26 protein-coding genes are annotated in these 24595 nt (G+C 71.9%); 8 read left to right on the top strand and 18 right to left on the bottom strand.

Annotation, left to right across the window (positions count from 1 at the left end; all coding sequences use genetic code 11):
- Window positions 1-109 precede the first annotated feature (109 nt).
- Complete coding sequence (locus ABZ873_RS23365; protein ID WP_360875334.1) at window positions 110-1492, bottom strand: glycine--tRNA ligase; 1383 nt, start codon at window positions 1490-1492, stop codon at window positions 110-112.
- Between the two features lie 155 nt (window positions 1493-1647).
- Between ABZ873_RS23365 and ABZ873_RS23360 the strand changes: the two genes are divergently transcribed.
- The 4 genes from ABZ873_RS23360 to ABZ873_RS23345 are packed head-to-tail and all read left to right on the top strand — an operon-like array spanning window position 1648 to window position 4857.
- Complete coding sequence (locus ABZ873_RS23360) at window positions 1648-2697, top strand: metal ABC transporter substrate-binding protein (protein WP_360875332.1); 1050 nt, start codon at window positions 1648-1650, stop codon at window positions 2695-2697.
- A 27-nt stretch (window positions 2698-2724) separates the two neighbouring features.
- A complete protein-coding gene (locus ABZ873_RS23355) occupies window positions 2725-3516 on the top strand; it encodes a metal ABC transporter ATP-binding protein (RefSeq protein WP_360875330.1) in 792 nt (263 codons plus the stop codon).
- A complete protein-coding gene (locus tag ABZ873_RS23350; protein ID WP_360875328.1) occupies window positions 3516-4379 on the top strand; it encodes a metal ABC transporter permease in 864 nt (287 codons plus the stop codon). The genes ABZ873_RS23355 and ABZ873_RS23350 overlap by 1 nt, the downstream gene beginning before the upstream one ends.
- Before the next feature lie 49 nt (window positions 4380-4428).
- Entirely contained in the window at window positions 4429-4857 is a 429-nt protein-coding gene (locus ABZ873_RS23345) for a transcriptional repressor (RefSeq protein WP_360875326.1), read from the top strand.
- Window positions 4858-4921: 64 nt separating this feature from the next.
- On the opposite strand, the gene ABZ873_RS23340 is transcribed toward ABZ873_RS23345, so the two are convergent.
- The 4 genes from ABZ873_RS23340 to leuA form a co-directional block, all read right to left on the bottom strand.
- Window positions 4922-5746, bottom strand: coding sequence for an isoprenyl transferase (locus ABZ873_RS23340; protein ID WP_360875324.1), 825 nt, complete (start codon window positions 5744-5746; stop codon window positions 4922-4924).
- A gap of 11 nt (window positions 5747-5757) precedes the next feature.
- Window positions 5758-6504: a DNA repair protein RecO gene (gene recO / locus ABZ873_RS23335; protein WP_360875322.1), complete on the bottom strand. Its 747-nt coding sequence runs from the start codon at window positions 6502-6504 to the stop codon at window positions 5758-5760.
- 60 nt (window positions 6505-6564) lie between these two features.
- Window positions 6565-7260 (bottom strand): TerB family tellurite resistance protein, encoded by a 696-nt coding sequence (locus tag ABZ873_RS23330; protein ID WP_360875320.1) that lies wholly within the window; start codon window positions 7258-7260, stop codon window positions 6565-6567.
- A 280-nt stretch (window positions 7261-7540) separates the two neighbouring features.
- On the bottom strand, window positions 7541-9313 hold the full coding sequence (leuA, locus tag ABZ873_RS23325) for a 2-isopropylmalate synthase (RefSeq protein ID WP_360875318.1): 1773 nt from the start codon (window positions 9311-9313) through the stop codon (window positions 7541-7543).
- Between the two features lie 366 nt (window positions 9314-9679).
- On the opposite strand from leuA, the gene ABZ873_RS23320 reads away from it, so the two are divergent.
- The 4 genes from ABZ873_RS23320 to ABZ873_RS23305 all read left to right on the top strand — a co-directional run bounded on the left by ABZ873_RS23320 (window position 9680) and on the right by ABZ873_RS23305 (window position 12682).
- Entirely contained in the window at window positions 9680-10753 is a 1074-nt protein-coding gene (locus tag ABZ873_RS23320; protein ID WP_360875316.1) for a M4 family metallopeptidase, read from the top strand.
- Between the two features lie 10 nt (window positions 10754-10763).
- The gene (locus ABZ873_RS23315) at window positions 10764-11033 is read left to right on the top strand and encodes a protealysin inhibitor emfourin (RefSeq protein WP_360875314.1); all 270 of its coding nucleotides are present in this window, start codon (window positions 10764-10766) and stop codon (window positions 11031-11033) included.
- Window positions 11034-11060: 27 nt separating this feature from the next.
- On the top strand, window positions 11061-11885 hold the full coding sequence (locus ABZ873_RS23310; protein ID WP_360875312.1) for a GNAT family N-acetyltransferase: 825 nt from the start codon (window positions 11061-11063) through the stop codon (window positions 11883-11885).
- A 107-nt stretch (window positions 11886-11992) separates the two neighbouring features.
- Entirely contained in the window at window positions 11993-12682 is a 690-nt protein-coding gene (locus ABZ873_RS23305) for a class I SAM-dependent methyltransferase (RefSeq protein WP_360875310.1), read from the top strand.
- A 22-nt stretch (window positions 12683-12704) separates the two neighbouring features.
- Here the strand turns inward: ABZ873_RS23305 and era are convergent, their stop codons facing one another.
- The 13 genes from era to hrcA all read right to left on the bottom strand — a co-directional run bounded on the left by era (window position 12705) and on the right by hrcA (window position 24505).
- Complete coding sequence (gene era, locus ABZ873_RS23300) at window positions 12705-13646, bottom strand: GTPase Era (RefSeq protein ID WP_360875308.1); 942 nt, start codon at window positions 13644-13646, stop codon at window positions 12705-12707.
- Window positions 13647-13933: 287 nt separating this feature from the next.
- Entirely contained in the window at window positions 13934-14290 is a 357-nt protein-coding gene (locus ABZ873_RS23295; protein WP_360875306.1) for a cytidine deaminase, read from the bottom strand.
- A 21-nt stretch (window positions 14291-14311) separates the two neighbouring features.
- Entirely contained in the window at window positions 14312-14674 is a 363-nt protein-coding gene (locus ABZ873_RS23290; RefSeq protein WP_360875304.1) for an MmcQ/YjbR family DNA-binding protein, read from the bottom strand.
- Window positions 14671-15975, bottom strand: coding sequence for a hemolysin family protein (locus ABZ873_RS23285; RefSeq protein ID WP_360875302.1), 1305 nt, complete (start codon window positions 15973-15975; stop codon window positions 14671-14673). Before ABZ873_RS23285 ends, ABZ873_RS23290 begins: the two co-directional genes overlap by 4 nt.
- Window positions 15972-16469 (bottom strand): rRNA maturation RNase YbeY, encoded by a 498-nt coding sequence (gene ybeY, locus ABZ873_RS23280; RefSeq protein WP_351000001.1) that lies wholly within the window; start codon window positions 16467-16469, stop codon window positions 15972-15974. The genes ABZ873_RS23285 and ybeY overlap by 4 nt, the downstream gene beginning before the upstream one ends.
- A 13-nt stretch (window positions 16470-16482) precedes the next feature.
- Window positions 16483-17520: a PhoH family protein gene (locus tag ABZ873_RS23275; protein ID WP_360875300.1), complete on the bottom strand. Its 1038-nt coding sequence runs from the start codon at window positions 17518-17520 to the stop codon at window positions 16483-16485.
- A 135-nt stretch (window positions 17521-17655) separates the two neighbouring features.
- Window positions 17656-18753 (bottom strand): PfkB family carbohydrate kinase, encoded by a 1098-nt coding sequence (locus ABZ873_RS23270; RefSeq protein ID WP_360875298.1) that lies wholly within the window; start codon window positions 18751-18753, stop codon window positions 17656-17658.
- A gap of 151 nt (window positions 18754-18904) precedes the next feature.
- Window positions 18905-19810: a ribonuclease Z gene (locus ABZ873_RS23265; protein ID WP_360875296.1), complete on the bottom strand. Its 906-nt coding sequence runs from the start codon at window positions 19808-19810 to the stop codon at window positions 18905-18907.
- Between the two features lie 3 nt (window positions 19811-19813).
- The gene (locus ABZ873_RS23260; protein ID WP_360875294.1) at window positions 19814-20173 is read right to left on the bottom strand and encodes a histidine triad nucleotide-binding protein; all 360 of its coding nucleotides are present in this window, start codon (window positions 20171-20173) and stop codon (window positions 19814-19816) included.
- Between the two features lie 185 nt (window positions 20174-20358).
- On the bottom strand, window positions 20359-21102 hold the full coding sequence (locus ABZ873_RS23255) for a 16S rRNA (uracil(1498)-N(3))-methyltransferase (RefSeq protein WP_360875292.1): 744 nt from the start codon (window positions 21100-21102) through the stop codon (window positions 20359-20361).
- Window positions 21099-22190: a nitronate monooxygenase gene (locus ABZ873_RS23250; protein WP_360875290.1), complete on the bottom strand. Its 1092-nt coding sequence runs from the start codon at window positions 22188-22190 to the stop codon at window positions 21099-21101. Before ABZ873_RS23250 ends, ABZ873_RS23255 begins: the two co-directional genes overlap by 4 nt.
- Before the next feature lie 158 nt (window positions 22191-22348).
- The gene (dnaJ, locus tag ABZ873_RS23245) at window positions 22349-23488 is read right to left on the bottom strand and encodes a molecular chaperone DnaJ (protein ID WP_360875288.1); all 1140 of its coding nucleotides are present in this window, start codon (window positions 23486-23488) and stop codon (window positions 22349-22351) included.
- Window positions 23489-24505 (bottom strand): heat-inducible transcriptional repressor HrcA, encoded by a 1017-nt coding sequence (hrcA, locus tag ABZ873_RS23240; RefSeq protein WP_360875287.1) that lies wholly within the window; start codon window positions 24503-24505, stop codon window positions 23489-23491.
- Window positions 24506-24595 lie beyond the last annotated feature (90 nt).

Genomic DNA, 24595 nt, shown 5'->3' with positions numbered 1-24595 from the left:
AGCTGTCGGACGCGCCGTTCCGGCCGGGCGAGACCTTCACGGACGAGAAGGCGGGCATCACCATCGCGGTGGTGGGCGCGCCGGGCCACCGGCCTGCTGCGGGAGGCGGTCAGCAGCCGAGGAGGCGGCTGCCGAGGTAGCTCTGGATCTGGTCCAGGGAGACGCGCTCCTGCTTCATGGTGTCGCGCTCGCGCACGGTCACCGCGTTGTCGTCCAGGGTGTCGAAGTCGACGGTGACGCAGAACGGCGTACCGATCTCGTCCTGGCGGCGGTAGCGGCGGCCGATGGCGCCGGCGTCGTCGAACTCGATGTTCCAGAACTTGCGCAGGTCGGCGGCGAGGCCCTTGGCCTTCGGCGACAGCTGCGCGTTGCGGGACAGCGGCAGGACGGCGACCTTGACCGGGGCCAGGCGCGGGTCGAGGCGCATCACGGTGCGCTTCTCCATGACGCCCTTGGCGTTGGGGGCCTCGTCCTCGTTGTACGCGTCGAGCATGAAGGCGAGCATGGCGCGGTTCACACCGGCCGCGGGCTCGATGACGAACGGCGTGTAGTGCTCGCCCGCCTCCTGGTCGAAGAAGCGGAGGTCCTGGCCGGAGGCCGCGGAGTGCGCCTTGAGGTCGTAGTCCGTGCGGTTGGCGACGCCCTCCAGCTCGGAGAACTCACTGCCGCCGAAGTTGAAGCGGTACTCGATGTCGGCGGTGCGCTTCGAGTAGTGGGACAGCTTCTCCTTCGGGTGCTCGTACCAGCGGATGTTCTCCTCGCGGATGCCGAGGTCGCGGTACCAGTTCCACCGCTCCTGCATCCAGTACTCCTGCCACTGCTCGTCCTCGCCGGGCTTGACGAAGAACTCCATCTCCATCTGCTCGAACTCGCGGGTGCGGAAGATGAAGTTGCCCGGCGTGATCTCGTTGCGGAAGGACTTGCCCATCTGCGCGATGCCGAAGGGCGGCTTCTTGCGCGAGGTGACCTGGACCTGGGCGAACTGCGTGAAGATGCCCTGCGCGGTCTCGGGGCGCAGGTACGCCTTGGAGCCGGTGTCCTGGGTCGGGCCGAGGTGGGTCTCCAGCATGCCGGAGAACTGCTTGGGCTCGGTGAACTGGCCCTTCACACCGCAGTTGGGGCAGTTGATGTCGGCCAGGCCATTGGCGGGCACGCGGCCGTGCTTGGCCTCGTACGCCTCTTCCAGGTGGTCGGCGCGGTGGCGCTTGTGGCAGGAGGTGCACTCGGTCAGCGGGTCCGAGAACGTGGCGACGTGGCCGGAGGCCACCCAGACCTCGGGGGCGAGGATCACGGAGGAGTCGAGACCGACGACATCCTCACGCCCGGTGACCATGGCCTTCCACCACTGGCGCTTGATGTTCTCCTTGAGCTCGACACCCAGCGGACCGTAATCCCAGGCGGCCTTGGAGCCGCCGTAGATCTCACTGCAGGGGAAAACGAAGCCACGGCGCTTGCTCAGGCTGACGATGGTGTCGATCTTGTCGGCGGCCACGGTGCTCTCTTCATTACGAGGACGAACGGCGAAGTCACCAGGTTACCGGCGCCCGCACCCCCTCTTTCAAATCGGTTCCCGTTCCACGCCTGCCCGCACGGGCCTCCCACCTGGGTTTTTGACAATCGTTTCCATCTTTGATGAAAATGGATGTCATGAACGTACGACGCCTCATACCCAGCGCCGCCCTCGCCGGCGCCGTCGCCCTCGGCGCCACGGCCCTGACCGGCTGCTCCAGAGCGAGCGCCGCCGGCGGCGAGGACGGCAAGCTCGGCGTGACGGCGTCCTTCTATCCCCTCCAGTACCTGGCCGAGCAGATCGGCAAGGACCACGTGAAGGTCACCACCCTCACCAAGCCGGGCGTCGAACCGCACGACCTGGAGATCACCCCGCGCCAGGCCGTCCAGCTCTCCGCCGCCGACGTGGTCCTCTACCTCAAGAAGCTCCAGCCCGCCGTCGACAAGGCCGTCGCCCAGTCCGGCGTGAAGAACACCGTCGACGCCGCCACCCTCACCCGGCTGGAGAACCACGGCGGCTCCGGCCACGACCACGGCGCCGAGCCCGCCCACGGCGAGGAGGGCCACGCCCACCAGGACGGCGACGAGCACACCGCGCACGAGGGCCACGACAGCCACGAGAGCGCCGCCGACGGCTCCCACGAGGGCCACTCCCACGGCGAGGCCGGCGAGGACCCGCACGTCTGGCTCGACCCCGCCAAGTACGCCGAGATCGCCCGCGGCGTCGGCGCCGCCCTGGAAAAGGCCGACCCCGGCCACGCGGCGGACTACCGCAAGAACACCGACGACGTCGTCGGCCGGCTGACCGCCCTCGACGGCGAGTTCAAGGACGGCCTCAAGAACACGGCCTCCAAGACCTTCATCACCACCCACTCCGCCTTCGGCTACCTCGCCGAGCGCTACGGCCTGGACCAGGAGAGCATCTCCGGCGTCGACCCCGAGTCCGAGCCCAGCCCGGCCCGCATGCGCGAACTCCAGACCTTCGCCAAGCAGGAGAATGTCTCCACCGTGTTCTTCGAGACCCTGGCCAGCGACAAGACGGCCAAGGCGCTCGCCTCGGACACCGGCCTGAAGACCGATGTCCTCGACCCGCTCGAAGGAATCACCGACAAGTCCCAGGGCGCCGACTACTTCGAGGTCATGCGGTCCAACCTCAAGAACCTCCAGAAGGCGCTGGGAGCCAAGTAGATGACAGCAGCAACGGAGGCGCGAACCATGCAGTCCACGCCGCCGCAGGCAGCGGACCAGCCCGTCATATCCCTGCGCGGGGCCACCGCCTCGCTCGGCTCGCGCCCCGTGCTGCGCGGGGTCGACCTGACCGTCCACCGCGGCGAGGTCGTCGCGCTGCTCGGCGCCAACGGCTCCGGCAAGTCCACGGCCGTGCGCGCCGTGGTCGGCCAGGTCCCGCTGACCGACGGCACCCTCTCCCTCTTCGGCACCGAGTTCAAGCGCTTCCGCGACTGGTCGCGCATCGGCTACGTCCCGCAGCGCACCACCGCGGCCAGCGGGGTCCCGGCCACCGTCCGCGAGGTCGTCTCCTCCGGCCGGCTGGCCCGCTCCCGCTTCGGTTTCCCCCGCAAGGCCGACCGGGCCGCCGTCGATCGGGCTCTCGCGCTCGTCGGCATGGACGCGTACGCGGACGCCTCGGTCAACGCCCTCTCCGGCGGCCAGCACCAGCGCGTGCTCATCGCCCGCGCGCTCTCGGTGGAGCCCGAACTCCTGATCATGGACGAGCCGATGGCCGGCATCGACCTCGCCAACCAGGAGGTCCTCGCGAACGCCGTCCGCGAGCAGACCGCCGCCGGCACCACCGTCCTGCTCGTCCTGCACGAACTGGGCCCGCTGGAGCCCCTGATCGACCGCGCCGTCGTCCTGCGCGACGGCTGCGTCGTCCACGACGGCCCGCCGCCGGAGGCGGTCGGCCAGCACGCCCTGCCCGGCCACGACCACGTACACCCCCACGCGGCGCACGACGCCGAGCCCCTGCGGACGGGACTGCTGAGCTGATGGAACTCCTCGAATCCCCCCTGATGGTGCGCGCGCTGATCGCCGCCGCGCTGGTGGGCGTCACCGCGCCCGCGATCGGCACGTACCTCGTGCAGCGCCGCCAGGCCGTCATGGGCGACGGCCTCGGCCATGTGGCCATGACCGGTGTCGCGCTGGGCTTCGTCCTGCACACCAGCCCGGTGTGGATGGCCACCCTGGTCGCCGTCCTCGGTGCGGTCGGCATGGAGTTCATCCGCTCCCGCGGGAAGACCAGCGGCGACGTCGCGCTCGCCATGCTCTTCTACGGGGGCCTCGCGGGCGGCGTCATGATCATCAACGTCGGGGGCGGCTCGAACCTCGATCTCCTCAGCGCCATGTTCGGCTCGATCACCACGGTCACCCCCTCCGACGTGACCGCCGTCGCGATCCTCACGGCCTTCGTGCTCGCCGTCACCGTCGGCCTGCGACGGCAGCTTTTCGCCGTCTGCCAGGACGAGGAGTTCGCCCGGGTCACCGGCCTGCCGGTGCGCGCGCTGAACCTGCTGATCGCGATCACCGCCGCGATCACCGTCACCGTCGCGATGCGCATCGTGGGCCTGCTGCTGGTCAGCGCCATGATGGTGATCCCGGTCGCGGCCGCCCAGCGCGTCACCCGCGGGTTCACCGCCACCCTGTCCCTGGCCATGGCGATCGCCCTCGCGGTCTCCCTCTCCGGCACCGTCACCACGTACTACATCGACGCCCCCTCCGGCGCGACCATCGTGCTCCTGGCCATCGGCGTCTTCATGGTGATGACGGCCCTTTCCGCCCCCCTGGCCCGGCGCCGCGCCGCGGCGGCCCGCGTGGCCGAAGAGGTGTGCACGCGGGACGACGTAAAGGTCTAGGGTCGGGCCGCCTGGCACAATGGCGGCAGGCCGATACGAGGAGGAACCGGTGGCGACTGCGCCTGGCGAGACGAATACCGCGCCAGTACGAGGACGATCCACCCGTCAGCGGGCCGCGGTGGCGGCGGCGCTGGACGAGGTGGACGAGTTCCGCAGCGCCCAGGAGCTCCACGACATGCTCAAGCACCGTGGCGACTCCGTGGGCCTGACCACCGTCTACCGCACCCTGCAGTCGCTCGCGGACGCCGGCGAGGTCGACGTCCTGCGCACCAGCGACGGCGAGTCCGTCTACCGCCGCTGCTCCACCGGCGACCACCACCACCACCTGGTCTGCCGCAAGTGCGGCAAGGCGGTCGAGGTGGAGGGCCCGGCCGTGGAGAAGTGGGCGGAGTCGATCGCCGCCGAGCACGGCTTCGTGAACGTCGCGCACACCGTGGAGATCTTCGGCACCTGCGCGGACTGCGCCGCCACGGGCTGACCCGCGCACAGCCCGCGCCGCGGACCGGAGGCCCTGCCGGACCCCCGCCCGCGCCGCGGCGGCCTCAAGCCGAGGCGCCCGGCTCCGGCTGGTTCGGGACGGCCCCGCCGAAGCGGCGGTCGCGCTGGGCGTACTCCAGGCACGCCTGCCACAGGTCGCGCCGGTCGAAGTCCGGCCACAGCACGTCCTGGAAGACCATCTCGGCGTACGCGCTCTGCCAGATCAGGTAGTTCGACGTACGCTGCTCCCCGCTCGGGCGCAGGAAGAGGTCCACGTCCGGCATGTCCGGGTAGTAGATGTACTTGGCGAAGGTCTTCTCGTTGACCTTCGAGGGGTCGAGCCGGCCCGCCGCCACGTCCCGGGCGATGGCCTGCGCCGCGTCGGCGATCTCCGCGCGGCCGCCGTAGTTCACGCAGAAGTACAAGGTCATCGCGTCGTTGTCGACGGTCTGCTCCTGCGCGACCTGGAGCTCCTGGACCACCGACTTCCACATCTTCGGCATGCGGCCGACCCAGCGGATGCGGATGCCCAGCTCGTTCATCTCGTCGCGGCGGCGGCGGATGACGTCCCGGTTGAAGTTCATGAGGAAGCGGACCTCGTCGGGCGAGCGCTTCCAGTTCTCCGTCGAGAAGGCGTACAGGGAGAGGTTCTTGACGCCCATCTCCAGGCAGCCCTTGAGCACGTCCAGGACGACGCCCTCGCCGACCTTGTGCCCCTCGGTGCGCGGCAGACCGCGATCCTTCGCCCAGCGGCCGTTGCCGTCCATGACGACGGCGACGTGGTTCGGGACCAGCTCGCCGGGGATCTTCGGCGGGACCGCACCGGAGGGGTGCGGCTCGGGAACCTTGTACTCCCGGCGAGAGCGTCCCAGAATCCCGCGTCGTGCCATGTGCCCAGCTCCTATTTCTCGACGTATCGCAAGGAGCGTAGCCCGCGCTCCAGATGCCAGTGCAAGTAGGCGGAGACCAGCCCGCTGCCCTCCCGCACATGGCGCGGCGCGCACGCGTCGGCGTACCCCCAGTCGCCCGTCAGCAGCGCGCTGAGCAGGGCGATGGCCTCCGACGAGGGTACGACGCTGCCCGGCACCCGGCAGTCCCCGCATATCACCCCGCCCGCGGCGACGGAGAAGTGCCGGTTCGGCCCGTGGATGCCGCATTTCGCGCAGTCCTCGAAGCTGGGCGCGTAGCCGTTGACGGCGAGGGAGCGCAGCAGGAAGGCGTCGAGGATGAGGTGCGGCTCGTGCTCGCCGCGCGAGAGGGTGCGCAGGCCCCCGACGAGCAGCAGGTACTGCTGCACGGAGGGCTCGCCCTCGTTCTCGGTGAACCGCTCGGCGGTCTCCAGCATGGCGGTGCCGGCGGTGTAGCGGGCGTAGTCGGTGACGATGCCGTTGCCGTACGGGGCGATGATCTCGGTCTGCGTGCACAGCGGCAGGCTGCGGCCGACCAGGTCGTTGCCGCGGGCGAAGAACTGCACGTCGGCGTGGGAGAAAGGTTCCAGCCGGGCGCCGAACTTGGACTTGGTACGCCGCACCCCGCGGGCGACGGCCCGCACCCGGCCGTGCCCGCGGGTCAGCAGCGTGATGATGCGGTCCGCCTCGCCCAGCTTCTGGGTGCGCAGCACGATGCCGTCGTCGCGGAACAGACTCATGGGGCCCATTGTCCCGCACCGCGTGCGGGGCGACGGGCCCCCGGCCGGAGGAGCGGCGCCTCAGGGCGCGCGCACCGCCGACAGCAGCCGCGCCACCTCGTCCGCGCCGATCCGCAGCGCCGCGCCGACGGTGGCCAGCACCTCGCGCTCCGCCGGGATGTACGGCCCGTCCGCGAGGGCGATCCGGGCCCCCTGGAGCAGGACCGACTCCCGGCCCGGTCCTGCCAGGTGCGGGGCCAGCGGCTTCAGGGCCTCGTGCAGCTCGATCGACAGGGCGGCCCCGCAGCACTCGGGGATGTCGTACAGCCCGAGCCGGCCCTCGTCCGTGGACAGCGCCTCCACCAGGGACTCCAGCTGCTCCTCCGTGCAGTCCTGGAAGCCCGCCGCCCGTACGGCTCCCACGGCGGCCTCCAGCGCGCTGCGCGAGGCCGTCCCGCCCGCGGTGAGCACGGCCAGCGCCACCGTGTGCACGGCGTCGCGCAGCATCGCCGTGAACCGGGTGGTGGTGAGGTGGTCGAGGACGTCGGTGCCGAAGCGCTCCCGGCAGCCGTGGCACTCCACGACGGGCCCGGCCTGGCCGCGCGGCAGCAGCGGCACCCCGAGCACGGTGAACCGGCGGCGTCCGGTGCGCCTGCGGTAGTTGCGGTCGCCCCCGCAGTCGGGGCAGAAGAACTCCCCGTCGCCCACGGTGCTCCAGGTGGTACGGATGCCCCAGACCGTCAGCTTCCGGCCGTCCCCACCCCGAACTGGCAGCACGTCGCACCTCCGTGGTCGTCCGGCAGCATCGCCGGGTGGGCGTGATGTTAGCCACATCGGTGAGGATGCGTCAGTCGTGTGACAGGACAACCTGGCCGCCGCCCGGGAGTTGGCCGATCTGCACCCCCGGCCCGCAGCGGTACGGACGCCTCCGCGCGGCCGTGGCGGACACCGGGGTGATCCCCCTTTCGGGTGTACGCGGAACCGGCGCGCCCGGAACGGCGGGACCCCGCCCCTCCGGGTGGAGGGACAGGGTCCGGAACGCGCTCGCGCCGGGCGGTCAGCGGCCGGCGCGGTTCACCGCGGAGATCACGGCCTTCAGCGAGGCACGCGTGGTGTTGGCGTCGATGCCGATGCCCCACAGGACCCGGCCGTCGATCGCGCACTCGATGTACGAGGCGGCCACGGCGGAGGCGCCCTCGCTCATGGTGTGCTCGGTGTAGTCCAGCAGGCGGGCGTCGATGCCGATGCCGGCCAGCGCGTCGAAGAAGGCGGAGATCGGGCCGTTGCCGGTGCCGTTCAGGACCGTGTCCACGCCGTCCACGACCGCCTCGACGGTCAGCGTGTCCGTACCGTCCTTGTCGGTGGCCGTGGAGCCCGAGCGCAGCTGGATCCGGCCCCACTGTGCGGCGGCGTTCTCGGGGTTGGGCAGGTACTCGTCGGAGAAGATCTCCCAGATCGCCTTCGGCGTGACCTCGCCGCCCTCGGCGTCGGTCTTGGCCTGGATGATCCGCGAGAACTCGATCTGCATGCGGCGCGGCAGGTCCAGCTTGTGGTCGTTCTTGAGGACGTAGGCGACGCCGCCCTTGCCGGACTGCGAGTTGACCCGGATGACCGCCTCGTAGGAGCGGCCGACGTCCTTGGGGTCGATGGGCAGGTAGGGCACGGCCCACTCGATGTCGTCCACGGTCTTGCCGGCGGCGGCCGCGTCGGCCTCCATGGCGTCGAAGCCCTTCTTGATGGCGTCCTGGTGGGAGCCGGAGAAGGCGGTGTAGACCAGGTCGCCCGCGTAGGGGTGGCGCGGGTGGACCGGCATCTGGTTGCAGTACTCGCTGGTGCGGCGGATCTCGTCGATCTGCGAGAAGTCGATCTGCGGGTCGATGCCCTGCGAGAACAGGTTCATGCCCAGGGTGATCAGGTCCACGTTGCCGGTGCGCTCGCCCTGCCCGAACAGGCAGCCCTCGATGCGGTCGGCGCCGGCCATCAGGGCCAGCTCGGCGGCGGCGACGGCGGTGCCGCGGTCGTTGTGCGGGTGGACGGAGATGCAGATGTGCTCGCGGCGGGTCAGGTTGCGGGCCATCCACTCGAAGCGGTCCGCGTGGGTGGACGGCGTGGAACGCTCGACGGTCGCGGGCAGGTTCAGGATGATCTCGCGGCCCTCGGCCGGCTGCCAGACGTCGCAGACGGCCTCGCAGACCTCCAGGGCGAAGTCCAGCTCGGTGTCGGTGAAGATCTCCGGGCTGTACTGGTAGCCGAAGGTGGTCTCGGGGCCCAGCAGCTTCTCGGCGTACTCCATGACCAGACGGGTGCCGTCGACGGCGATCTGCTTGATCTGCTCCTTGGAGCCGCGGAAGACGACCCGGCGGAAGGTCGGGGCGGTCGCGTTGTACAGGTGCACGGTGGCCCGCCTGGCGCCGACCAGGGACTCCACGGTCCGCTCGATCAGGTCCTCGCGGGCCTGGGTCAGTACGGAGATGGTGACGTCGTCCGGGATCGCGCCCTCTTCGATGATGGAGCGCACGAAGGCGAAGTCGGTGTCGCCGGAGGAGGGGAAGCCGACCTCGATCTCCTTGTAGCCCATGCGCACCAGCAGGTCGAACATCTCGCGCTTGCGGGCGGGGGTCATCGGGTCGATCAGCGACTGGTTGCCGTCGCGCAGGTCGGTGGACAGCCAGCGGGGGGCCCGGGTGACGCGGGCGTCGGGCCAGGTGCGGTCCGGGATGTCCACCTGCTCGTACCGGCCGTACTTGTGGACCGGCATCCCGGAGGACTTCTGGGTGTGGGTCGCGTTGGTGATGGGCGTGGGGCGACCGACAAAAGGCTGCTGACTCATGGCGCTGGGCTCCTCGCGTGTCCGCGCTGGTTCTCTGGGACGGCCGACGGCGGTCGTGCAATTCCGCAACACCGAACTCCGCGGGGAGGGGGCCGGCCTACGACTACAGACCCTCGCCGCGGCAGCTAAGGAGAAGCAGCCCGAAACGCATGATGGACCGAGCCTAGCCGAGCCGCGCCGTCACGCGAGGACCCGTTTCAGTATGCAAGACCCCGTGGTCCTATTTACACCTTTTGCGAGCTAGAACCTCTTCGATACCGGCGGGTCAGGAGGATCCGTCAACGCGCCGCCGCCGCTTTCAGACAACCGAATGAATCATGGTCGCAGGTAGTGACAGACCCGTGACCCGCTGCCACATTGCCGGGCATGGACGCCTCCCACACCCACCGCCACCCCGTCTTCTGCACCGTCGTGCCCCCGCACCTGCTCGACAAGGCCGCCCTCTCCGCCGACAGCCGGCGCGCCGATCTCGCCCAGCGCACCCTGGAACGCGACTCCATGCTGCGCACCCGGCGCCGGGTCACCGCCGTCCGCGGCATCGTCCCCACCCTCGCCGCCCCGCCCGCCGAGGGCCCGGACCGGACCGTGTACGACGCCCAGCACCGCACCCGGCTGCCCGGGACCAGGGTCCGCGGCGAGGGCGACCCGGCGGGCGGGGACGCCACCGTCAACCGCGCCTACGCCGGGCTCGGGGCCACCTACGACCTCTTCCTCAAGGGCTTCGGACGCCGCTCCATCGACGACTCCGGCCTCCCCCTGGACGCCACCGTCCACTACGGCGAGGACTACAACAACGCCTTCTGGGACGGACAGCAGATGGTCTTCGGCGACGGGGACGGGGACCTCTTCCTCGACTTCACCGTCTCCGTCGACGTCATCGGCCACGAGCTGACCCACGGCGTCACCCAGTACACCGCGAACCTGCGCTACCGCGGCCAGTCCGGCGCCCTCAACGAGTCCATGTCGGACGTCTTCGGCTCCCTGATCAAGCAGTACTCCCTGGAGCAGACCGCCGACCAGGCCGACTGGCTGATCGGCGCCGGGCTGCTCGGCCCGAACGTGACCGGGGTCGCGCTGCGCTCCATGAAGGCGCCGGGCACCGCGTACGACGACGACGAGCTGGGCAAGGACCCGCAGCCCGCGACCATGGACGACTACGTCGACACCCACAGCGACAACGGCGGGGTCCACATCAACTCCGGCATCCCGAACCACGCCTTCTACATCGCCGCCACCGAGCTGGGCGGCAAGGCGTGGGAGCGGGCCGGGCAGATCTGGTACGACACCCTCACCGGCGGCGACCTCACCCCCAAGGCCGACTTCGCGGACTTCGCCCGGCTCTCCACGGCGGCGGCCGTCGCCCGCTACGGGGAGGGCGGCGCCGAGCACCAGGCGCTCCAGAAGGCGTGGTCGGCGGTGGGCGTCCCGCTCGCGGGGTAGGACGGTCCCCATGCGCATCCAGGTGATCAGAACAGGCGGCTTCGCGGGCATCGAGCGCCGGGCCGAGGTGGACACCTCGGGCCGGCCGGACGCGGCGGAGTGGCAGGCCCTGGCCCGGCTCGCGCTGCGGCCCGGCCCGCCGGACGATCCGGCGGACCACGTACGGGACGGCTTCTCGTACCGGATCACGGTGGACGGCCGGACGGTGTCCTGCCAGGAGCCGGGGCTGTCGGAGGCCCAACGGGCCCTGATCTCACGGGTCCTGAAAGAAGGTGCCTGAGCAGAGCGCTTTTGCTTGGATGACCGGATGACCAATCGCATGATCGACACGACCCTGGCCGAGCTGGAGCAGTACTACGACACGGTGCCGCGGGTGGGCGGGGCCCGCGCGGAGGACTTCGGTCCGCTGACCCTGTTCGTCCAGGAGGGCGCGGGCTGGCCGTACTACGCGCGGCCCGCGCTCGGCGGCCCCGCCGCCACCGCCGCCGATGTGGAGCGGGTACGGGCCCGCCAGCGGGAGCTGGGGCTGCCCGAAGCCTTCGAGTGGGTGGCCGAGAACAGCCCCTCGCTCCGCGCCGCCGCGGAGGCCGCGGGCCTGCACGTCCACGCCCATCCGCTGATGGTGCTGGAGGGCTCCGGGGAGCTGCCCCCGCATCCCGAGGTCCGGCTGATCGGCGCGGACGACCCGCTGCTGGCGGCCGCGGTGACCGTGCCCGCCCTGGCCTTCGCGGACCCGGGGACCGCGCTGGGCGAGGCCGGACCGGCGGAGCTGGCGGCCGCGCTGGCGGACCCCTCGCTGGAGTCCCACCGGGCGAGTGTCGCGGCGAAGCTGGCCGCGGGCACCTCGGGCATGGCCGCGGCCGTGCGCGACGGTGTGGTGCTCTGCTCGGGCATGTACAACCCGGTCGGGGAGGTCGCGGAGGTGGTCGGCATCGGCACCCTCCCCTCGGCCCGCCGCCAGGGCCTGGCCCTGGGCGTGACCGCGGCTCTCGTGGCCGAGGCCCGCGCGCGGGGTGCCCGTACGGTGTTCCTCTCGGCCGGGGACGAGGACGTGGCCCGTGTCTACGCCCGGGCCGGCTTCCGCCGGATCGCGACGGCCCTGATCGCGGAACCGCCGGCCGCGGCGGAGTAGCGGCGGAGCGGCAGCGGCGGGTTTGCCGGACCGGCAACAAGGTTTGCCGGGAAGGCCGGGCCGGGCGGAGCATCGGGTCACCGAGCCACGGACCGGAGGAGACCCCGATGCCCCAGCACGACCACGACCACGCGCACCAGCACGAGCCGCACGCCGGCGCGGCCACGGACGGCCCCGCCCCCGGGGGCGAGCAGTTCTGGGACGAGCGCTACAGCGAGCAGGCCCGCATCTGGAGCGGCAGGCCCAACGACCTGCTGGTCCGCGAGGCCCAGGACCTCACCCCCGGCCGGGCCCTCGACCTCGGCTGCGGGGAGGGCGGCGACACCGTCTGGCTGGCCCGCCGGGGCTGGCGGGTCACCGCCACCGACATCTCGAAGGTGGCCCTCGGCCGGGCGGCCGAGCACGCCGCGGAGGCGGGCGTGGAGGAGCTGGTGGACTGGCAGCGGCACGACTTCTCGCAGTCGTTCCCCGAGGGCGAGTTCGACCTCGTCTCGGCGTGCTTCCTGCACAGCTACGGCGATTTCCCGAGGGACCGCATCCTGCGCCGGGCCGCCGCCGCGGTGGCCCCCGGCGGGGTGCTGCTGGTGGTCGGCCACGCGGGCGGCCCCTCCTGGAACCCGGAGGCCCTCGCGGACATCCACTTCCCGACCCCGCAGGAGGTGCTGGAGCAGCTGGAGCTGCCCGAGGGCGGCTGGCAGGTGCTCACCGCGGCGGAAATCGTCCAGCCGATGACCGACCCCGAGGGCCGGCCGGCGACCCGCCCGGACAACGTCCTGACGGTGCGGCGGGCCGCCTGACCCTCGGGCGGAGGGGGAGGGCTCAGAAACCGAGCTTGCGCAGCTGCTTGGGATCCCGCTGCCAGTCCTTCGCGACCTTCACGTGCAGGTCGAGGAAGACCGGGGTCCCGAGCAGCGCCTCGATGTGCTTGCGCGACTTCATCCCGACCTCCTTGAGCCGGGAGCCCTTCGGGCCGATGATGATGCCCTTCTGGCTGGGCCGCTCGATGTAGACGTTCGCGTGGATGTCCAGCAGCGGGCGGTCCGCCGGCCGGTTCTCCCGGGGGATCATCTCCTCGACGACGACGGCGATGGAGTGCGGGAGCTCGTCCCGTACGCCCTCCAGCGCGGCCTCGCGGATCAGCTCCGCGACCATGACCATCTCGGGCTCGTCGGTGAGGTCGCCCTCCGGGTAGAGCGGGGGGCTCTCGGGCAGCAGCGGTGCGATGAGGTCGGCCAGCAGCTGGACCTGGGTGTCGCCGACCGCCGAGACGGGGACGATCTCGGCCCACTCGATGCCCAGCTCGGCGCCGAGCTGGTGGATGGCGAGCAGCTGCTCGGCCAGGGCCTTGGACTCGACCAGGTCGGTCTTGGTCACGATGGCGATCTTGGGGGTCTTCTTGATCCCCGCGAGCTCCTTGGCGATGAACTTGTCGCCGGGGCCGAGCTTCTGGTCGGCGGGCAGGCAGAAGCCGATGACGTCGACCTCGGCCCAGGTGGTGCGCACGACGTCGTTCAGCCGCTCGCCGAGCAGGGTGCGCGGCTTGTGCAGGCCGGGCGTGTCGACGAGGACGAGCTGGGCGTCGGGGCGGTGCACGATGCCGCGCACGGTGTGGCGGGTGGTCTGCGGCCGGTTGGAGGTGATCGCGACCTTCGTGCCCACGAGTGCGTTGGTGAGGGTCGACTTCCCGGCGTTGGGGCGGCCGACGAAGCAGGCGAAGCCCGCACGGTGCGGGGCGGTGGACTCGGGGGAACGATCGCTCATACGGGCCATTCTCCCCGATCCACCCCGCCCCACCGACCAGCCGCCCCGACTACGGCCACCCCGAGCCCCACGGACCGCCCATGCGGGGGCAAACCCGCCGCGCGTCCGCCCGGGCCCGGGCCACCTTCAGCCCGGCATCTTTCAGCCTCGCCGGCGTTTGAGGCGCGGGGTCTGGGGCGGAGCCCCAGGAATCCGGCTCCGCCGGGCACCGGGCTCTGCCCGGACCCGCGCCTCAAACGCCGGCGAGGCTGGAATTGCCCGGAGGTGGCCGGCGTGGGGTGAAAGGGCTACGCCCCCGCCGGGGTGGTCGAGTGGAGGGTGCCGTCCGGGGTGGCCAGGAGGATCGGGGTCGTGGGGCCGCCCAGGTCCCGGACGGCCGCGCGGTCCGCCTCGGCAGGCGCGTCCGCCGAGGTGACGACCGCCGCCGCCTCCAGCGACCGCGCCCCACTCGCCACCGCCATCGCCACCGCCGTCCGCAACGCGCTCAGCGAGAGCGATTCCAGCTCCACCGTCCCCGCGACATACGTGCGGCCCGTCTCGTCCCGCACGGCCGCCCCCTCCGGCACCCCGTTCCGCGCCCGCGCGCTGCGCGCCAACGTGATGATCTTGCTGTCCTCAGGGTCGATCCCGCTGCTCTCGCTCATGGCCGAAGCATAAGGAGCCCGTCACGCCCGGTCGAGCCGCAGCCGCTCCGCCTTCGGGAGCCCCGCGACCACCAGGTCGTAGCTGTCCTCCACCAGCTCCCGCAGCACCGCGTCCGGCACCGCGTCCGGCCCGCCCGCCGTCACCGTGTTCCAGTGCCGCTTGTTCATGTGGTAGCCCGGCGCCACCCCCGCGTGCTCCTCCCGCAGCCGCACCGCCTGCTCCGGCTCGCACTTGAGGTTGATCCGCAGCGGCTCCGCGTCCAGCGCCGACAGCGCGAACACCTTCCCCAGCACCTTGAACACCGAGGTCTCCGGGGTGAAGGGGAACTCCTCCACCGCCGCGTTGAAGCCCAGACAGAATTCCCGCAGCTCGCCCGGGGTCATTCCCCCTCCTCCCCCGCGGTCTCCGCCACGGCCACCGGCTCCACCAGTACGGTCACGATCTTGTTCCGCCGCCCCGCCGGGGCCTCGGCCGTCAGCCGCAGCGGCCGCCCGTCCGGCAGCTCCACCAGCGCCGAGGCGCCCGCGATGGGCACCCGCCCGAGCGCCTTGGCCAGCAGTCCGCCGACCGTCTCCACGTCCTCGTCGTCGAACGCCTCGACCCGGAACAGCTCACCGAGGTCGGTGATGTCCAGGCGGGCGGTGACCCGGTAGCTGTCCTTGCCCAGGTCCTCGACGGGCGGCAGCTCCCGGTCGTACTCGTCGGTGATCTCGCCGACGATCTCCTCCAGGATGTCCTCGATGGTGACGATGCCGGCCGTGCCGCCGTACTCGTCGATCACCACGGCCACGTGGTTGCGGACCTGCTGCATCTCGCGCAGCAGATCGCCCGCGTTCTTGGTGTCCGGCACGAAGACCGCCGCCCGCATCGCCGTGGACACGAGGTCGGCCTCCGCCTCCCGGCTGATGTGCGTCTTGCGGACCAGGTCCTTGAGGTAGACGATCCCGACGATGTCGTCCTCGTTCTCCCCGGTCACCGGGATCCGCGAGAAGCCGGACCGCAGCGCCAGCGTGGTCGCCTGACGGACCGTCTTGTAGCGCTCGATGCAGACCAGGTCGGTGCGCGGCACCATCACCTCGCGCACGAGGGTGTCCCCGAGCTCGAAGACCTGGTGCACCATCCGCCGCTCGTCGTCCTCGATCAGCGATTCCTTCTCCGCGAGGTCCACCATCGCGCGCAGCTCCGCCTCGGAGGCGAACGGCCCCTTCCGGAAGCCTTTGCCGGGCGTGAGCGCGTTGCCGACGAGGATCAGCAGCTGCGGGACCGGCCCCATGATCCGGGCCAGCGGTACGAGGACGTACGCGGCCGCCGTCGCGGTGTTCAGCGGGTGCTGGCGGCCGATCGTGCGCGGGGAGACGCCCACGGCGACGAAGGAGACCAGCACCATCACGGCGATGGCGACGAGCAGCGCGGTCCAGTTCTCGCCGAACTCGTCGAGGCAGACGTAAGTGACGAGCACCCCCGCCGCCATCTCGCAGGTGACGCGGACCAGCAGGGCCACGTTCAGGTAGCGGGTGGGGTCCCCGGCGACCTGCGCGAGCTTCTCGCTGCCGCGCCGGCCCTCCCGTACGGCCTGCTCGGCGCGGAAGATCGAGATGCGGGCGATACCGGACTCCGCGCAGGCGGCGAACCAGGCCACCACCACCAGCAGCACGGCTCCGGTGATCAGTTGGGCGGCGTTCACGAGACCGTCGGGGCCGGGGACGGGCCGGTCAGGCCGCGTTCACCGCGCCAGCCGTCGACGATGGCCGCCTGGAGCCCGAACATCTCGGCCTTCTCGTCCGGCTCCTCGTGGTCGTAGCCGAGCAGGTGCAGCACCCCGTGGACGGTCAGGAGCTGGAGCTCCTCGTCCATGGAGTGCTGCGTCGGGGCTTCCTCGCCCTGCTTCTTGGCGACCTCGGGGCAGAGCACGATGTCACCGAGGAGCCCCTGCGGGGGCTCCTCCTCGTCCTTCGACGGCGGACGGAGCTCGTCCATCGGGAAGGACATGACGTCGGTCGGGCCGGGCAGGTCCATCCACTGGATGTGGAGCTGCTCCATGGCGTCCTCGTCGATGACGATGACGGACAGTTCGGAGAGCGGGTGGATCCGCATCCGGGTGAGCGCGTAACGGGCGATGTCGAGGATCGCCTGCTCGTCGACCTCGGTTCCGGACTCGTTGTTGACGTCGATCGACATGGTGCGCTGGGGTCTACTTCCGCTGGGGGCCGTTCGCGGCCTGCTGGCCGTCGTCGTACTTCTCGTACGCGTCGACGATACGGCCGACCAGCTTGTGCCGGACGACATCCTCGGACGTGAGCCGGGAGAAGTGGATGTCCGGCACCCCGTCCAGGATGTCCTGGACCTGGCGCAGACCGCTGCGGGCGCCGCCCGGCAGGTCGATCTGGGTGATGTCACCCGTGATCACGATCTTCGAGTCGAAGCCGAGCCGGGTGAGGAACATCTTCATCTGCTCGGTGGTGGTGTTCTGCGCCTCGTCGAGCACCACGAAGGCGTCGTTCAGGGTGCGACCCCTCATGTACGCCAGCGGGGCGACCTCGATGGTGCCCGCCGCCATGAGCCGCGGGATCGAGTCGGGGTCGAGCATGTCGTGCAGCGCGTCGTACAGCGGGCGCAGGTAGGGGTCGATCTTGTCGAAGAGGGTGCCGGGCAGGAAGCCCAGCCGCTCCCCCGCCTCGACGGCGGGCCGGGTCAGGATGATCCGGCTGACCTGCTTGGACTGGAGGGCCTGGACCGCCTTGGCCATGGCCAGGTAGGTCTTTCCGGTACCGGCGGGGCCGATGCCGAAGACGATCGTGTTCTTGTCGATCGCGTCGACGTACCGCTTCTGGTTGAGGGTCTTGGGGCGGATGGTCCGGCCGCGGCTGGAGAGGATGTTCTGGGTGAGCACCTCGGCCGGGGTCTCCTCCGGCCCGTTTCCGTTGCCGCTCGCCTTGAGCATGGCGATCGAGCGTTCCACTGCGTCCTCCGTCATCGGTTGCCCGGTGCGGAGCACCAGCATCATCTCGTCGAACAGTCGCTGGATGAGGGCGACCTCCGCCGCCTCTCCGATCGCGCTGACCTGGTTGCCCCGAACATGGATGTCGGCCTTCGGGAAAGCCTTCTCGATCACGCGCAACAGGGCGTCGCCCGAGCCGAGGACCGTCACCATCGGGTGGCTGGCCGGCACGGTGAAGTGGGCTCGCGCCTGCCCCGGCGCGGGGATGTGGGCTGTCGATGTCTGAGTCATGGGCCGGCACTGGGGCCTGCACATACCTCCTGCTGAGGGGCCGCGCCGATCGACGACCTCCGGAGTACCAAGCGTACGTCGCCGCCGCGCCTTCCCCGAGAGGTTTTCCCGCCCGGGGGGCCGTGCGGGAGCCGGTCACGCGGAGTGCCGGAAGCCGATCGTCGGTACGGCCCTGCGCCGCGCGGCCGGGGTGGCGGCCGGGGGGATCAGCTCGTCCAGGAAGGCGTACCGGCCGCGCAGCGCCTGCGGGGCGGCCCCCCACCAGTGGGCCACCTCGGGCCAGCCGGGGGCCGAGAGGGAGCCGCCGAACTCCTGCACCGACAGGGCCGCCGTGAGCCCCGCGAAGGCCAGCCGGTCCGCGAGGGGCCAGCCCGCCAGGGTGCCGGTGAGGAAGCCCGCCACGTACACGTCGCCCGCCCCGGTGGGGTCCAGGGCCTCCACGGCGATCCCGGGGACGTGGGCGGTCTCCCCGGTGTGCCCGTCGACGGCGTACGAGCCCTCCGCGCCCATGGTCACCACCGCGATCGGCACCTTCTCCGCCAGGGCCCGGGCCGCCTTCCGGGGACAGTCGGTGCGGGTGTAGCGCATCGCCTCGCCGGCGTTCGGCAGGAACGCCTCGCAGTGGTCCAGGTCGGCCAGGGCCGCCAGGTCCCAGCGGCCGCTCTCGTCCCAGCCGACGTCCGCGAAGATCCGCGAGCCGCGCCGGGCCGCCTCGGCGATCCACTCCTCGCCCCGGCCGGGCGCCAGCGAGGCCACGGCCGCGCGGGCGCGCGGCGGGCACTGCGGGAAGGGCCCGGGGCCCGCCGGCGGAGGGGCCTCGTGGCCGTGCGAGACCATCGTGCGCTCGCCCTCGTAGGCCATGGAGACCGTGACGGGGCTGTGCCAGCCGGGGACGGTCCGCGACATGGACAGGTCGATGCCCTCGCCCTGCTCCAGGGCGTCCCAGCAGTACTCGCCGTAGTGGTCGTCGCCGAAGGCGGCGGCCAGGGAGGTGCGCAGGCCGAGCCGGGAGAGGGCGGTGGCCATGTTGGCGACGCCGCCGGGGCTGGAGCCCATGCCGCGCGCCCAGGACTCCGTACCGCGGACGGGCGCCGAGTCCAGGCCGGTGAAGATGATGTCGAGGAAGACGGTTCCGGTCAGGAAGACGTCGCAGCCCGGTTCCTCGGGGTCCCGGAGCGGACCGAGCGGGTCCACGGCGGGGGCGGGGCGGCTGTCGAAGTCCCGACTGGTCACGGTGTACTCCCCTGGCGATCTCGAAGGGCCGTCTCTTCGGTGGAAAGCTGCCAGGTTTTCCCACTCCGGCCAGGACCAGAACCCAGTGTGGCGCAGATCACCCCGTAAAGGCCCTGCGGGCGGCGCCGGGTCCGGGCCCCGGCCCCGCCCGTCAGGCCCGCTTGGGCACCGGCACCCGGACCAGGTCCGCGGCGATGGTCAGCTCGCCCTCGTAGCCCGCGGCGCGCGCCTGCCGCTCGAACTCGGAGGGGTCGGTGTAGCGCTGCGAGAAGTGGGTCAGCACCAGGTGCCGGACGCCCGCGTCCCGTGCCACCCGGGCCGCCTGTCCGGCGGTGAGGTGGCCGTGGTCGGTGGCGAGCCGTTCGTCCTCGTCGAGGAAGGTGGACTCGATCACCAGCATGTCGCAGCCCTGCGCGAGCGCGTCCACGCCGGGGCAGAGCCGGGTGTCCATGACGAAGGCGAAGCTCTGGCCCGGCCGGGCCTCGCTGACCTGCTCCAGGCTCACGTCCCCGAGCCGGCCCTCGCGCTGGATGCGGCCCACGTCGGGCCCGGTGATGCCGTGCCGCGCGAGCAGCTCGGGCACCATCCGACGCCCGTCGGGCTCGGTGATCCGGTAGCCGAAGGACTCCACCGGGTGCGAGAGCAGCCGGGCCTCCAGGACGTACGAGGCCCCGCGCGCCAGCGGCCCATCGGCGGAGACCGGTTCCTCGCGCAGCGGGACGGTCTCCCGGTAGGCGGTGGCGTACCGGAGGCGGTCGAAGAACTGCTGCCCGGAGGCCGGGTAGTGCGCGGTGACCGGGTGCGGGACCTGGTCGAGGTTGATCCGCTGGATCACCCCGGCGAGGCCGAGGCTGTGGTCACCGTGGAAGTGGGTGACGCAGATCCGGTCGATGTCGTGCGCGGCCACCCCGGCGCGCAGCATCTGGCGCTGGGTGCCCTCGCCCGGGTCGAAGAGGATGCCCTCGCCGTCCCAGCGCAGGAGGTAGCCGTTGTGGTTGCGGTGGCGGGTGGGCACCTGGCTGGCGGTGCCCAGCACCACGAACTCGCGTGTGGACACGTGCTATCCCGGGGGCCACTGGAGGCCGCGGCCACCGAGGACGTGCGCGTGGGCGTGGAAGACGGTCTGCCCGGCGCCCGCGCCGGTGTTGAAGACGATCCGGTAGCCGTGCTCGACGATCTTCTCGTCGGCGGCGACCCGGGCGGCCTCACGCAGTATGTCGGCGGCGATGCCCGGCTCGGCGGCGGCCAGCGAGGCCGCGTCCGGGTAGTGCGCCTTGGGGATGACGAGCACGTGCGTGGGCGCCTGCGGGTTGATGTCCCGGAAGGCGATGGTCGTCTCCGACTCGCGGACCACCGTCGCGGGGACGGCCCCCTCGACGATCTTGCAGAACAGGCAGTCCGCCTGCGGTTCCCCGGCCATAGCCGCGCCTCCCGTGATGGTGATCGTTCCGGGCATCGTATCCAGCCGGCCGCCCGCCGCGAGCGGGTATTGCCGCCCGGGCCGCCCAGCCCGCCCGGCTCGCCCGCCCGGCTCGCCCGCCCGCCCGGCTCGCCCGCCCGGCTCGCCCGCCCGCCCGGCTCGCCCGCCCGCCCCGCCCACTCCCGTCAGGCCCAGCGCCCCGTCCGGGCCAGCAGCACCGCGGTGGCCGCCGTCCCGGCGGTGGAGGTCCGCAGCACGGAACGGCCCAGCCGGTACGGGTGGGCACCCGCGGCGGCGAAGACGGCCAGCTCCTCCGGGGAGACGCCCCCTTCCGGGCCGACCACCAGGACGACCTGCCCGGAGGCGGGCAGTTCCGCCGTGGCCAGCGCCTGCGAGGGGGTGTCGCGGTCCTCGTGCAGCACCATCGCGAGGTCGGCCTCCGCCAGCAGCGCCGCCACCTGCTTGGTGGACATCGCCTCGGCCACCTCGGGGAAGCGGACCCGGCGGGACTGCTTGCCCGCCTCCCGGGCCGTGGCCCGCCACTTGGCCAGGGACTTCGCCCCGCGCTCGCCGCGCCACTGGGTGATGCAGCGCGAAGCCTGCCAGGGCACGATCGCGTCCACCCCGGTCTCGGTCATCGTCTCGACCGCCAGTTCCCCGCGGTCCCCCTTGGGCAGGGCCTGGACCACCGTGATCCGCACCCCCGGCTCCGGCTCCTCGCCCGCCGCGGACACCGCCACGACCAGCCGGTCCTTGCCCTCGGCCGCCGTCACGACGGCCTCCGCCCAGCCGCCCCGGCCGTCCGTGAGCACCAGCGCCTCGCCCGGGTTCAGCCGCTTCACCGACACCGCGTGCCGGCCCTCCGGGCCGTCCAGCACGTACGCCGCCCCCGCGGGGACCTCTTCCACCACGAACACCGGGGCCGTCATGACGCACTCCTCATTTCCGTTTCCTTCAACACCCTCTGCGCCTCGGCCAGTTCCGCCGCCAGCACCTCCATCAGCTGCGCCGCCGGCAGCGCCCGCGCCAGCCGGTGCCCCTGGCCCGCCCACAGGGCCATGCCCTGCGGGTCCCCGGCCGCGGCGGCCGCCTTGCGCAGGGGTGAGGTGAGGTGGTGCACCTGCGGGTAGGCGGCCGGGGCGTAGGGGCCGTGCTCGCGCATGAAGCGGTTCACCAGGCCCCGGGCCGGCCGCCCGGAGAAGGCCCGGGTCAGCTCGGTCCGGACGAACAGCGGGTCCGTCAGCGCCCTCTTGTGCACGGGGTCCGCCCCCGACTCGGGGCAGGCCAGGAAGGCCGTCCCGAGCTGCGCCGCCACCGCGCCCGCGGCCAGCAGGGCGGCGATCTGCGCGCCCCGCATGACCCCGCCCGCCGCGATGATCGGGAGCGCCACGGCCTCCCGTACCTGCGCCACCAGCGCGAGCAGTCCCACGGCGGCCGTGCCGTCGATCTGCGGGTCGTCCCGGTGGGTGCCCTGGTGGCCGCCGGCCTCGACGCCCTGGACGCAGACGGCGTCGGCGCCGGCCCGCTGGGCGGTCCGGGCCTCCTCGGCGGAGGTCACCGTGACCACGGTGTACGTACCGGCCTTGCGCAGGGCGGCCAGCGAGGCGGAGGCGGGACAGCCGAAGGTGAAGGAGACCACCGGGACCGGGTCCTCCAGGAGGATGGCGAGCTTGGCGTCGTAGCCGTCGTCGCTGGTGCCGATGATGTCCTCCTCGGCGAGCGAGATCTCGTACCAGCTGGCCTCACCGGCCAGCTGCCCGCGGTACGCCTCCACGGCGGCCGGGTCCACGTACCCGGTCTGCGGCAGGAAGAGGTTGACGCCGAAGGGGTGCCGGGTGAGCGCGCGCACCTGCTTGATCTCCTCGTACATCCCCTCGGCGGTCTTGTAGCCGCCGGCCAGGAAGCCCAGGGCGCCGGCCTCGCACACGGCCGCGGCGAGCGGCGGGCAGGAGGCACCGCCCGCCATGGGAGCCTGCACGATCGGGTACCGGGAGAGACCGTTCGGTGCGGTGGACATGGACTGCATCGTGCCATGTCCCGCTCAGGGGGCCGAATCACCGCAATCGGCCCGGCACGGGCCGCTCCCGGCGGCAGCCGCGGAGCCCGTCCGGAACATGCGCGGAGCCCGGTCCGGGGACTGCCCGGACCGGGCTCCGTATGCGCTGCGTCCGCCGGTCAGCGGCCGTTGAACGCGTCCTTGAGGCGGCTGAACAGCCCCTGCTGGCCCGGCGCAAACTGGCCCATGGGCCGCTCCTCGCCGCGCAGCTTCGCCAGCTGGCGCAGCAGCTCCTCCTGCTGGGCGTCCAGCTTGCCCGGGGTGGTGACCTCGACGTGCACGATCAGGTCGCCGCGCCCGCCGCCGCGCAGGTGGGTGACGCCGCGCCCGTGCAGCGGGATCGCCTGCCCGGAGCCGGTGCCGGGCCGGATGTCGATCTCCTCCAGGCCGTCCAGCGTCTCCAGCGGGCATTTGGTGCCGAGGGCGGCCGCGGTCATCGGGATGGTGACCGTGCAGTGCAGGTCGTCCCCGCGCCGCTGGAAGGTCGGGTGCGCCAGCTCGTGGATCTCCACGTACAGGTCGCCGGCGGGGCCGCCGCCGGGGCCGACCTCGCCCTCGCCCGAGAGCTGGATCCGGGTGCCGTTCTCGACGCCCGCGGGGATCTTGACCGTCAGGCTGCGGCGGGAGCGGACCCGGCCGTCGCCCGCGCACTCGTGGCACGGGGTCGGGACCACGGTGCCGAAGCCCTGGCACTGCGGGCAGGGGCGCGAGGTCATGACCTGGCCCAGGAAGGAGCGGGTGACCTGCGAGACCTCACCGCGGCCGCGGCACATGTCACATGTCTGCGCCGAGGTGCCGGGGGCGGCGCCCTCGCCGGAGCAGGTGTTGCAGACCACGGCCGTGTCGACCTGGATGTCCTTGGTGGTCCCGAAGGCCGCCTCGTCCAGCTCCAGGTCCAGGCGGATCATGGCGTCCTGCCCGCGCCGGGTGCGCGAGCGCGGGCCGCGCTGGGACGCCTGGCCGAAGAAGGCGTCCATGATGTCGGAGAAGTTGCCGAAGCCGCCCGCACCGAAGCCGCCCGCGCCGCCGCCACCGCCGGAGGCGGACAGCGGGTCGCCGCCGAGGTCGTAGACCTGCTTCTTCTGCGGGTCCGACAGCACCTCGTAGGCGGCGTTGATCTCCTTGAAACGCTCCTGCGTCTTGGGATCAGGGTTCACATCCGGGTGCAGCTCGCGCGCGAGCCGCCGGAACGCCTTCTTGATCTCGTCCTGCGATGCGTCGCGGCGCACGCCGAGTACGGCGTAGTAGTCGGTGGCCACTTACGACTCCGCCAGGATCTGTCCGACGTAACGTGCCACTGCGCGTACCGCTCCCATCGTTCCGGGGTAGTCCATGCGGGTCGGTCCGACCACGCCGAGTTTGGCGACTGTTTCGCCGCCCGAACCGTAACCGACCGAGACGACCGACGTGGAGTTCAGCCCCTCGTAGGCGTTCTCGTGCCCGATCCGTACGGCCATCCCCGACTCGTTGGCCTCGCCGAGCAGCTTGAGGAGCACGACCTGCTCCTCCAGCGCCTCCAGCACCGGCCTGATCGTCAGGGGGAAATCGTGTCCGAAGCGCGTGAGATTGGCGGTACCGCCGATCATCAGCCGCTCCTCCGCCTCCTCGACCAGGGTTTCGAGCAGCGTCGACAGCACGGTGGAGACTGTGCCGCGGTCGTCCGCGTCGAAGGACTCGGGGAGGTCCTGGACGAGCGGCGGCACATCGGTGAAGCGCCTGCCGACGACCCGGCTGTTGAGCCGCGCCCGCAGGTCCGAGAGCGACGCCTCACCGAAGGGGCTGGGGCAGTCGATCAGCCGCTGCTCCACCCGCCCGGTGTCCGTGATCAGTACGAGCATCAGGCGCGCGGGAGCCAGCGACAGCAGCTCCACGTGCCGGACGGTCGACCGGGTCAGGCTCGGGTACTGGACGACGGCGACCTGCCGGGTGAGCTGCGCGAGCAGCCGCACCGTGCGGCCCACGACGTCGTCGAGGTCCACGGCGCCGTCGAGGAAGTTCTGGATGGCCCGCCGCTCGGGCGTCGACAGGGGCTTGACCCCCGCCAGCCGGTCCACGAAGAGGCGGTAGCCCTTGTCGGTGGGGATCCGGCCGGCGCTGGTGTGGGGCTGGGCGATGTAGCCCTCCTCCTCCAGCACGGCCATGTCGTTGCGCACGGTGGCGGGCGAGACGCCGAGCCGGTGCCGCTCGGTGAGCGCCTTGGAGCCGACCGGCTCCTCCGTCCCGACGTAGTCCTGGACGATGGCGCGCAGCACTTCGAGTCTGCGTTCGCTGAGCATCGCGCACACCTCCAGCTGTGTCTGTGGCCGTCTTCTGCCGCGTTCCGACGTGTTCTGGCGTTCGTTGGCACTCTGGATGTTCGAGTGCCA

The organism is Streptomyces sp. NPDC047014, assembly GCF_040644195.1.
Lineage (GTDB): Bacteria > Actinomycetota > Actinomycetes > Streptomycetales > Streptomycetaceae > Streptomyces.
The sequence above is the reverse complement of the archived record's forward strand: the minus strand, read 5'-3'. Positions and strand labels throughout refer to the sequence as shown.